10 protein-coding genes are annotated in these 10526 nt (G+C 66.1%); 4 read left to right on the top strand and 6 right to left on the bottom strand.

Annotated features, from left to right (window positions below):
* Nucleotides 1–597: aminotransferase class V-fold PLP-dependent enzyme (locus WA317_RS00470; protein WP_425171159.1), on the top strand; the 597-nt coding region annotated here is incomplete at its 5' end.
* A 6-nt stretch (nucleotides 598–603) separates the two neighbouring features.
* Here WA317_RS00470 and WA317_RS00465 read toward each other — a convergent pair.
* Nucleotides 604–1290, bottom strand: coding sequence for a class I SAM-dependent methyltransferase (locus WA317_RS00465; protein ID WP_425171158.1), 687 nt, complete (start codon nucleotides 1288–1290; stop codon nucleotides 604–606).
* 221 nt (nucleotides 1291–1511) lie between these two features.
* Between WA317_RS00465 and WA317_RS00460 the strand changes: the two genes are divergently transcribed.
* Nucleotides 1512–2354 carry a C1 family peptidase gene (locus WA317_RS00460; RefSeq protein WP_425171157.1) on the top strand — a complete coding sequence of 281 codons (843 nt, stop codon included), beginning with the start codon at nucleotides 1512–1514 and terminating at the stop codon, nucleotides 2352–2354.
* Here the strand turns inward: WA317_RS00460 and WA317_RS00455 are convergent.
* On the bottom strand, nucleotides 2299–5010 hold the full coding sequence (locus tag WA317_RS00455) for a LuxR C-terminal-related transcriptional regulator (RefSeq protein ID WP_425171156.1): 2712 nt from the start codon (nucleotides 5008–5010) through the stop codon (nucleotides 2299–2301). The two genes, WA317_RS00460 and WA317_RS00455, sit on opposite strands and share 56 nt — an antisense overlap.
* Before the next feature lie 132 nt (nucleotides 5011–5142).
* On the opposite strand from WA317_RS00455, the gene WA317_RS00450 reads away from it, so the two are divergent.
* Complete coding sequence (locus WA317_RS00450; protein ID WP_425171155.1) at nucleotides 5143–5763, top strand: cytochrome P450; 621 nt, start codon at nucleotides 5143–5145, stop codon at nucleotides 5761–5763.
* Between the two features lie 23 nt (nucleotides 5764–5786).
* On the opposite strand, the gene WA317_RS00445 is transcribed toward WA317_RS00450, so the two are convergent.
* The 3 genes from WA317_RS00445 to WA317_RS00435 are packed head-to-tail and all read right to left on the bottom strand — an operon-like array spanning nucleotide 5787 to nucleotide 8496.
* Complete coding sequence (locus WA317_RS00445; RefSeq protein ID WP_425171154.1) at nucleotides 5787–6164, bottom strand: hypothetical protein; 378 nt, start codon at nucleotides 6162–6164, stop codon at nucleotides 5787–5789.
* Between the two features lie 46 nt (nucleotides 6165–6210).
* Complete coding sequence (locus WA317_RS00440) at nucleotides 6211–7689, bottom strand: glutamate--cysteine ligase (protein WP_425171153.1); 1479 nt, start codon at nucleotides 7687–7689, stop codon at nucleotides 6211–6213.
* A gap of 18 nt (nucleotides 7690–7707) precedes the next feature.
* Entirely contained in the window at nucleotides 7708–8496 is a 789-nt protein-coding gene (locus tag WA317_RS00435; protein WP_425171160.1) for a methyltransferase domain-containing protein, read from the bottom strand.
* A gap of 42 nt (nucleotides 8497–8538) precedes the next feature.
* On the opposite strand from WA317_RS00435, the gene glpK reads away from it, so the two are divergent.
* Nucleotides 8539–10062: a glycerol kinase GlpK gene (gene glpK / locus WA317_RS00430; RefSeq protein ID WP_425171152.1), complete on the top strand. Its 1524-nt coding sequence runs from the start codon at nucleotides 8539–8541 to the stop codon at nucleotides 10060–10062.
* 42 nt (nucleotides 10063–10104) lie between these two features.
* On the opposite strand, the gene WA317_RS00425 is transcribed toward glpK, so the two are convergent.
* Nucleotides 10105–10526, bottom strand: a 422-nt coding sequence (locus WA317_RS00425; protein ID WP_425171151.1) for a PadR family transcriptional regulator, incomplete at its 5' end; no start/stop codon positions are given.

Below are 10526 nucleotides of genomic sequence, written 5' to 3'. Positions count from 1 at the left end.
GTCGTGGACGCCGCCCAGGCGCTGGGCCACATCGACTGTGCGGTAGGCGCCGACGCGCTGTACTCCTCGTCGCGCAAATGGCTGGCCGGGCCGCGTGGTGTCGGCGTGCTCGCGGTGCGGGCCGGTCTCATGCGGCAGCTGCGCCCGCGGCTACCTCCGCCGGATTGGCCCGCGCACCTGCCGGTAGATCAACGACTCGAGTTCGGCGAAGCGAATGTCGCCGCCCGCGTGGGCTTTTCGGTAGCAGTGGGTGAGTACCTGGCTTTCGGCCCGCCGGCGATGCAGGCCCGTCTGAGCGAGGTGGGCCGCAGCACCCGAACTGCACTGGCCGACGTGCGGGGCTGGCGGGTGGTCGAACCGCTGACCGAGCCCAGCGCGATCACCACCTTGGCTCCCGATGCCGGCGCGGACCCGACGGCCGTGCGCGGCTGGCTGCTCACCGAGCGGCGGATTGTGACCACGGCCGCGACGGTCGAGCGGGCACCGTTGGAGTTGACCGGGCGGGTGCTGCGGATCTCACCGCACATCGATGCCACCACCGACGAATTGACCTGCTTTGCCGAGGCGTTGGCCGCCGCGACGGCCGCGGTGGCCTGAGTCCGGTCAGCTTGCCTTGTGCGCGCTCAGTAGATATGCGGGCATCTTGACCCGGCCTTGCTCGTCCTTCGGGTGCTGCGGGAACTCGACGGCGGGTCCGCCCGCGTTCGGGACAGCCGGTGAGCGGGCGTGGATGTAGGCCGGCCGGATCTCGTCGATTTCCCACACCTGGCTCACCGCGGCGCGTAACTCGTCTTCGTCGACTTCGTGGGGCTTGGTCTCCAGCCCGTCCGGGAAGGCGCCTTTGGCGAACACCAGCACGTAGTAGCTTGCACCCGGGGCCGCTGCCCGGTGCACCGACCGCAGGTAGGCGTCGCGGTCCTCGACCGACAGGGAATGAAATAGCGTGCTGTCGACCACCGTGTTGAACCGGCCGTCATGCCCGGAAAACGACGTGATGTCGGCTTCCTCGAAGCTGGCGTCGCGCAATCCGCGCTCTTGTGCCGCCTTGTTGGCGGCGGCGATGGCGGTGGGGGTCAGGTCGACGCCGACGACGGTGTATCCCTCGGCGGCCAGCGCCAACGACAGTTCGGCGTAGCCGCAGCCGGCATCGAGCACGTCGCTGCGGAATTTGCCCGCGCGCACCAGCGCGGCTAATTCTGGCTGCGGCTCGCCGATATTCCACGGCGGCGGACCATCGAAGTCGCCCTCCTGGCGGTACACACTGTCCCAATCCATCACTTCATTAGCCATGAGCACCAAGGTACTCCGCGGTTTTGTGTCGGGGGAGCCACACACCACCGCCAAAGATGCTGTGAGTGCCATGGTTTCGAGCTGCTTACTCGTAACCTGTGCGGCGGCGTGGACGGCCGCGTAGTCGTCGGGGCCGCAAGCAGGTAACGCACTACGCATGTGGGGCCTGCCCGGCGGCCTTACCGTCAGCTCATCGACAACTTCTGCCTGAGGAGCCCGCAATGACCGTTCTAGGCGAACGCAAGCGCGTCCACGCCGCTGGATCGAATCGAGACTTGAGCCATGTGCGCGGTTACGGCTGGCGACGGCAGCTGCCCGATGCGCGGGACAAGTTGTATACCGCGCGGCTCAAGGATTTGCCGCCCGCCGAGGCTGACTTGCGGCCCTCAATGCCGCCGGTGTACGACCAGGGTCAGCTCGGGTCATGCACCGGCAACGCTATCGCCGGCGCGATGGAATACGAGCGGAACCGGCAGGGCTTGGGCGACTTCACGCCGTCGCGGTTGTTCATCTACTACAACGAGCGGGCGTTGGAAGGCACCGTCTCAAGCGATGCGGGCGCCGTCATCAGGGACGGCATTAAGGTAGTCGACTCCGACGGTGTATGCCCAGAGCCATTGTGGCCCTACGACACCGGAATGTTCGCGGTGAAACCGCCGAAACGCTGCTATGTCTCCGCGACCGTGGACAAGGCGGTGCAGTACCGGGCGGTACAGACGCTGGGTGATTTGAAAGACGCGATCTCGTCGAAGCTCGCTGTGGTCTTTGGTTTCACCGTGTACCAGAGCTTCGAGTCTGCGGAGGTTGCCAAAACGGGCGTTATGCCGATGCCCAAACCGGGTGATCCCACGGTCGGCGGTCACGCCGTTCTCGCCGTCGGCTACTCGGATCCCGAAAGCCGGCTCATCGTCCGCAACTCGTGGGGACCATCCTGGGGTGACGGCGGCTACTTCTACATGCCGTATCCGTATATCACCGGATCCCAGATCAGCGGTGACAGCTCACCGATCAACGGCGCCCATTTGGCGAGCGACTTCTGGGCGATCGAGCTGGTTTCACCTTGAGGGAAGTGGTCACCAAGGGACAGTCGTCCTGTGCCGCCGGGCCGGCTCGCAGAACCGCTGCGAGCTCCGCTCGGGACTTGGCGCCCACACGTTGACAGGCGCGGTAGACGTGGCCCTCGACAGTGCGTACCGACATAACCAACCGGTCGGCGATGTCGCGGTTGGACATGCCGGTGGCAACCAGTTCCATCACTTCTCTCTCGCGACCGGTCAACGGAGTTTCCACCGGATTGCGCAGGGCAGGTGTGCACAATCGGCCGCAGGCGTCGGCCAACTCGCGGGAAAGCGCTGCAGCGTACAGCGCGCGCTTGCGCTGCTGCGCCCGGCTGAAAGCGACCGCGGCTTGGGCGGCGACGTCGGCGGCCGTAGCCTGATCACCGATCACCCGATATTCGGCCGATACGGCCAGCAGCGCCTCACCGTCCATAGCCTGCAGCGCTTCCAGGTGCCGGGCGACGGCCCGGGCCAGCGGCAGCGACAACAGGTCGGCGAGTTCACGGGCGCGCGCGGTGGGGGAAGCGTCGCCCCACTGAGCGGCGGCCTGCAGACAGGCCAGCTCATGTGTGGGTTGTCCGCGGTCGCGTGCGTCCTCGGCGGCCGCTCGCGCGGTCGCGATCGCCTCGGACAGCGAACCGCCGGCGGCAAGCGTCCATGCCGTTGCCAGGTCAGAAGCGGTCTGCATGAACAGATAGTCAGGCGGGACGCATTCCCGTGCTTGACTCAGCGCGGCGTTCGCTTTGTCCGGCTGCCCGAGCTTGGCATGAGCCTCGGCTAGCGCGAAGCAACTTGCTGGCCGCAACCCCGTTGTCACACCGTATTTATGAGCGCCGGCCAGCGCTTCCCGAAGCAGCCGTACGGCGTCGGAAACCGCGCCGCGCATCAAATCGGCGTAGCCCATGAGAAATGCGAGGTTCGCGTAAGCCAGCCCGGGTATGTCGTTGGCCGAATCAGCGATCTGACCGGCCGACTGCACGCATTCGTCGATGCGACCGGTCAACCGGCACGCCCGCGCGTAGACGCTGCCGAACCAGAACCGCATATGTGAGGATTGAAACGACGTCAGGGCGCGTCGGAGCGCCCCGGCGGCCACCTCGGTCAAGTCGTCGACGTCGCCCAGCGCGCCCATCGCCATGACCAACGCCAGCGATGCCATCATCGCGTGGAAGTCGGACAACCCTTCGAAACGCATGGCGGCTGCGGCCTTTTCGGACGCAAGCTCACACCGCGCGAGGACCGCATCCACGCAGGCTTCCACTGCTGCTCGCTCCGCCTGGTCAGTCGCCGACTCGCGCGTTGCTGCGAGCCCCTCGAGGATGGCCGACGCATCCTTGGGCCGGCCGAGCATCCAGATCAGGTTGGCCGCCCGCACAGTCGACCATCGGTGGCCGTCCGGCTGGGTTCCCCCGTCGATGCACCGCAGCACCTCTTCGGCTTCGTCGCCGCGTCCGGCGAGCACCAAGTTCATCGCCCGGACGCCAACAGCCTCAGCCGCTCCCGCTTCCGCAGCGGCGGTGGCGAAGCGGTCGGCCAATTGCAGGTCGAGCGATGTCATGGCGAACCGCGCTGCCTGCAGGAAAAGGTCGGCGTCCGGGGTCCCGTTCGGTTCCGAGTCCGACTCCAAGGTGAGCAGCGCCCGCCGGACGGTGGCGTGCATGTCCGTGTCGGCATCCTTTGCCAACCGCCGCGCCAGCCGACCGCGGATCCGCGACAGATACAGCTCGCCGGCGGACGCCCGGCGAAGCTCGCTGAAAAGTGGATGTGTGAGCCGGGCCATCAGCGTCCCGTCGGCGCGCTCTACGGCGACCAGGCGCATTTGTTCGGCAACCTCGAGATCGCGGCGGCGCACCAAGTCGCATAACACGTCGACCGGCAGCGGCTCGTACTGCGACAAGGTGTCGAGGACCAGCGCAAGATCCGGACTGAGGCCGCTCAACTGCCGCCCGACCGTGTCGCCGAGGTCGGTTGAGACCGCGACGTCTTCATCCCAGATCCACACGCCCGCCACCTGCCGTATCCGGCCGGCAGCCACCTGGTCTCGCAGGAGTTGCCGCACGAACAGGGCGTTTCCGCCGGTCAGCTTCCAGAATCGACGAGCGCTGCGGGTGTCGACGGGGCCGTCGAGGACCGTCTCGATCACGCGCCTGGTCGCCGCAGCCGACAGCGGTCCGAGGTCCAGGCGGCTGAGTGGACCGTCCTTCCACAACGCTGTCACCGCATCCGGCTCGTCGGCACCTGCGCGCAGCGTGACGACCATGCGCGCGCCGCGTGACTGGGCAAGCTGGTGCACAACATGCGCCGACAATCCGTCCAACAGATGCGCATCGTCGACCCCGACCAACACCCGGCCCTGACGCCGGCGGGCAGTGAACGAGTCGACGAGGCGCCGCACGCTCGACAGCGGGTCGGACTGCATGTCACCGAGCGACGCGCTGAAGGCGCCGAGCGGGATACGGCGGGCGGATTCGGTCCCGACGATCCAGCTTGTGTGCTCACCGGAGGCTTGGGCGCGCGTCACTATCTCACGGGCAAGGCGAGTCTTGCCCACCCCGGCGGCTCCGATGATCACCACGCCGGTGTAATTGCCAACGCCGCCCAGCACCCGGCGAATAGCCATCAGTTCGCTGTCGCGCCCGGTCAGCAGATCGCCGACGATCACGCGCCGACTATAACGCGAGTCTGGAGTGCGGCGTCCGGATTCGCCAGTTCGGTCCCCCGATCGACAAGAAGTAGAACAACGTGCTGTCGACGACCGTCGTCTGGCGACCGGCCGCCGTAATCGCATATGCCGGTGGCCGGAGCGGTCGATCCGATAGGTCAGATGCCGCATCGGCTGTTCGCCTTCGACGCTGCCGGCATGGCATCGCTGCGGGCGCTGGCGTTGCTGGCGAGTCATCCCGAGGAGCGGACTCGCGCACTGGCCGACGCCGACACGCCTGCCGTTGCGGCGCTGCGGCCTTTCCTGCGCAGTTGCGTGCTGGAATCGATTCGCCTATGGCCCACCACGCCGACGATCCTGCGCGACACCACCGAGGACACCGAATGGCGCGACGGACTTGAGCATTTCACCGTCGTCGCGGGTGCCGGATTGATGATCGTCGTGCCGGCGTTCCACCGTGATGACGACCTGCTGCCGTTCGCCCACCGGTTCACGCCCGACATCTGGGTGGACGGGCGCGCTCAGCAGTACCCGCAACTGGTGCCGTTCTCCGCCGGCCCCGGTGAATGCCCTGGGAAAAACCTGCTGCAGTTCGTCACCAGCACCCTGCTGGCAAACTTGTTGAGCGCGTTGGACCTTCGCTTGACCTCCACGCCTCGGCTGGAACCGGATAAGCCGCTGCCGATGACTTTCAACCAGCTGGCGCTCGACTTTACTGTCACCCCTTTGCATTCGGCGATTCCGTCCAGTTGAACGACGGTTCGAACACCAGCCTGTCAGGCCATCCGGCAGGGAATGTCGGTGTTCTCGTCGGTGTGGTAGCTGGCGCATACCCGGTGATAGCCGTCGGCGACCTGCAACGGCAGGCCGGACCCGAGATCGCCGCGGATCAGCAGGATCGGTGAAAGTGCTTTGTCCTTCTTGATTTTCCTGAGGTCAGACTTGACGTGCGGATTGTCTACCGGCAACAGTTGTAGCCGGGCGGCGCGCAAGATGTCTTTGGCCTTCTTGTACACGACCGGGGCGGACTTGAGTCCGGCGACCAGGTTACCGACAGTCGCGGCGTCGGCGAGCAGGCCCAGGTAATCGCCGGCGGCGGGATAGTCTTGATCGTCGGGCTCGGTCTTCCAGATAACGGTCGTCGAAGCAGCCATGCGGATCGTTTTTCCTTTCTCACAACATTTCTGTCTGAGGCGCGGACTACTCCGGAGTCTCCCAGGTGTGCACCGGCTCGTTGACATGCATGTGCAGGCAATACCGTCGCAACATCTCCGCCAGTGCAGCGGGCCGGGGCGTCCCGCCCCGCTGCAGCGCACGTACGGTGCATACCTGCCAGGCCGCGCCGTTGCGGCGAGACCTGGCGCGTCCCTCGATCACACCGAGATACCGTTCGCGCGCCTCGGTGGTCATCCCCCAGCGGCGCAGGCCTTCGTGCGCCATCGGAAGCAATTGACGAAGTACCAATTCGTCGACGCCCACGTGGCCCAACCCGGGCCAGTACAGCCGAGAATCGATGCCGCGTTGGGCCGCCTCAACGAAGTTCGATTGCGCCGCAGCGAAATTCATCCGGGTCCATACCGGACGGTCCTCCTCGGACATGGTGCGCAGCATGCCGAAGTAGAACGCGGAATTGGCCAGCATGTCGATGACCGTCGGGCCGGCCGGCAGCACCCGGTTCTCCACCCGCAGGTGCGGCCGACCGTCGACGACGGCGTACACCGGCCGGTTCCAGCGGTATACGGTGCCGTTGTGCAGACGCAACTCCGGCAGTTCTGGGGCGCGCCCGGCGGCCAGTTCGGCCACCGGATCCTCATCGGACACTTCCGGCAGCAGTGACGGGAAGTAGCGAACGTTCTCCTCGAACAGGTCGAAGATCGACGTGATCCAGCGCTCGCCGAACCACACCCGCGGCCGCACTCCTTGCGCCTTCAGTTCGTCGGGCCGGGTGTCGGTCGCCTGACCGAACAGCTCGACGCGAGTTTCGGACCACAGTTGGTGGCCGAAGAAGTACGGCGAGTTCGCGCCGAGCGCCAACTGTGGTCCGGCCAGCACCTGCGCGGCGTTCCAGTTGTCGGCGAAGTCTTCGGGTGAGACCTGCAGGTGTAGTTGCATGCTGGTGCAGGCAGACTCGGGCGCAATGGTGGGGTAGTAAAGGCTCAGCGGTTCGGGGCCGCTGATGTCGATCAGGATGTCCTCGCCGCGTGCGGTGAAGATGGACTCGTTGAGGGCCGCGTACCGCGCCGACTGGGTCATCCAGTCCGCGGCAAGGTGTTCGGGCATCAGCGTCGGCAGAATGCCGATCATCACGATGTGCGAGCCGCTGGAGCCGGCTTTGCTTTCAGCGGCATTTAGACTGGCACGAACCTCAGCTTCGAGCTCCAGGCCCGTTCGGCCGGCCAGCGGACGCGGCGGCACATTGAATTCGATGTTGTAGGCGCCCAGTTCGGTCTGGTAGGCCGGATCGGCGATGGCGGCCAGCACATCGCGGTTGGACATGGCCGGCTGATAGTCCGCGTCGACTAGGTTGCATTCGATCTCTATCCCGGTGAGCGGCCGCTCGAAATCGAAACTGGACTGGGCGAGCATGGTCTCGAAGACATCCAGACAGAGCTGTACTTTGCGCCGGTACTCCTGCCGGTGCGCTCGGCTGTAAGCGATGCGCTTGATTTCTTCGCCCACATCGGAAATGCAACAGGCTTACCGGCGGCTGTGCAACCGACTGGCAACCACAATCTGGGGCCGCGGGCGAAACGGCAGATCGAGCCCGCCGCCGCGCAGCTGCAGCGCGATGGCCGGATCAGCGTGCCGGGCCAGCGCCCGCAGCGCCGACGGGCTGTAGGCGCGCAGCGAACTGATGAACCCGTCATGGCACAGCGGGACAGCGACGCTCAACGGCACCATGAACGCCAATTGCAGCAGGTGCAGCGGTGCCGACGGCCGCACAAGGTCGATGATCAGCAGCTTGTCCGCAGCACGGGTGCCTTCGGCGAAGACGCGCGAGGCCAGCGCCGGCGGAAGGTGGTGGAACGACATCGCGAACACCGCGAGGTCATAGAACCCGTCGGGTGCATCGATCGCGGTGGCGTCCATCTCGCGCACCGTGGCGCGCGGGTGGCTGCCGAGATCGCCGGCGGCAATGCCGGCCAGCGAGCCAGGCTCGACGTCGGTGACGGTGACATGGGCGCTCGGATGCATCTCCAGCAGTGCTCGCGAGAGTGCGCCGTGGCCGGATCCGAGTTCGAGGATTCTGGGATCGGGCACGTCAGCGATCTCGTCGAGGGCGATGCCGGCGAACCGCTCGTGCAGGCCGAAGACCTTCCCCAGCCGGTCCAGGGAACGGACCACGGTGCGTTTGAGGCTGTCGACGTCGTCGCGGTCGAGGTACTCCTGACGATTGGTCTCCAGTCGGCGGTCCAAGCACGATGCCTTCGGCCCACCGCGCGGCATCCGCTCGATGTCGGCGATTCGCTTGCCCATGTAGACCATCATGGACGATTGCATGAAGTGACCACCATGAAGGAGAGCTGGGTGGCTGAGTTCGGAGATTTCGTCGCCGCCATCGACCAGGGCACCACCAGTACCCGCTGCATGGTCTTCGACCACGACGGCGCCGAGGTCGGTCGTCACCAGCTCGAGCACGACCAGATCCTGCCGCGCGCGGGGTGGGTGGAGCATAATCCGGTCGAGATCTGGGAGCGCACCGCGTCGGCGCTGGTGTCGGCCCTGAACAGCACCAACCTCGAGGCGACCGACCTTGCGGCGCTGGGTATTACCAATCAGCGGGAAACCACACTGGTATGGAATCGGCACACCGGCCGGCCGTATCACAACGCGATCGTGTGGCAGGACACCCGCACCGACCGGATTGCATCGGCTCTGGACCGCGACGGGCGCGGCGATGTGATCCGGCGTAAAGCGGGGCTGCTTCCGGCGACTTACTTTTCCGGAGGCAAGTTGCAGTGGATCTTGGACCACGTCGACGGCGCGCGGGACGCCGCTGAACACGGTGACGCCTTGTTCGGCACGTGCGACACCTGGGTGCTGTGGAATCTGACCGGCGGCCCACGGGGCGGAGTGCACGTCACCGACGTCACCAACGCCAGCCGCACCATGCTGATGGACCTCGAGACGCTGGACTGGGACGACGAGCTGTTGTCGTTTTTCTCGATTCCGCGGGCGATGTTGCCGACGATCGCGCCGTCGTCGCCGAAGCAGCCGTACGGCGTCACGTCGGCGACCGGGCCGCTCGGTGGCGAGGTGCCGATCACCGGCATTCTCGGCGACCAGCACGCCGCGATGGTGGGCCAAGTGTGTTTGACGGGCGGCGAGGCCAAGAACACCTACGGCACAGGCAATTTCCTGCTGCTGAACACCGGTGAGAAGATCGTGCGGTCACGCAACGGTCTGTTGACCACGGTGTGCTACCAGTTCGGTGACGCCAAACCCGTCTATGCCCTGGAGGGGTCGATCGCCGTCACCGGTTCGGCGGTGCAGTGGCTACGTGACCAGTTGGGCATCATCAGCGGTGCCGCGCAGAGTGAAGCGTTGGCCCGCCAGGTCGATGACAACGGCGGGGTGTATTTCGTGCCGGCGTTCTCCGGGCTGTTCGCGCCTTACTGGCGATCAGATGCCCGCGGCGCAATCATCGGCTTGTCGCGGTACAACACCAACGCCCACTTGGCCCGCGCCACGCTCGAGGCGATCTGCTACCAGAGTCGCGACGTGGTCGACGCCATGGAAGCTGATTCCGGTGCCCACCTCGAGGTGTTGAAGGTGGACGGCGGTATCACCTCCAACGACCTCTGCATGCAGATCCAGGCCGACGTGCTCGGCGTAGATGTGGTGCGCCCGGTCGTTGCCGAGACCACGGCCCTGGGCGCCGCCTACGCAGCTGGCTTGTCAGTCGGCTTCTGGGATGATCCGAATGACCTGCGGGCTAATTGGCGCGAGGACAAGCGCTGGACGCCCGCGTGGAGCGAGGATCAGCGCGCTGCCGGGTATGCGGGCTGGCGCAAAGCGGTGCAGCGGACGCTGGATTGGGTTGACACGTGAATCGGCGCGCTGAGCCGAGGGGTGGCCCAGCGCGCCGAAACGTCATTCGGTTTCGCCAAGGATGGCGTAGATCTCGCGGCGGGCATTGTTGACGATGTCGACGATGCGCTGCTGTTGTTCGGCGCTCGCTGCGTGCGCGGACTGGGTGACCGCGCCGATCAGCTGACCCAGCGCGGCCCGCAGGTTGATCTGGGACGGATCGGCGTCTTCGGCGATCTGCTCCCACGGCGGTGTCTCCACCTTCTCGGCTGCGGCCCGTCCGTCCAGGGTCAGCTCGAAAAGCCGCTTGCTGCCTTCGATTTCGGATCCGACGATCAGACCTTCGTCGACCAGCAGCTGCAAGGTCGGGTACACCGAGCCGGGGCTTGGGCGCCACAGATCCTGGCTGCGCTCAGCGATCTCCCGGATCATTTCGTAGCCGTGCATCGGCCGCTCCGCGAGCAGGGTCAGGATGGCGGCACGCA

The sequence above is a fragment of the Mycobacterium sp. genome, from assembly GCF_049802695.1.
GTDB lineage: Bacteria > Actinomycetota > Actinomycetes > Mycobacteriales > Mycobacteriaceae > Mycobacterium.
Note: the sequence above shows the minus strand (reverse complement) of the source record. Positions and strands in the feature narration are given on the sequence as shown.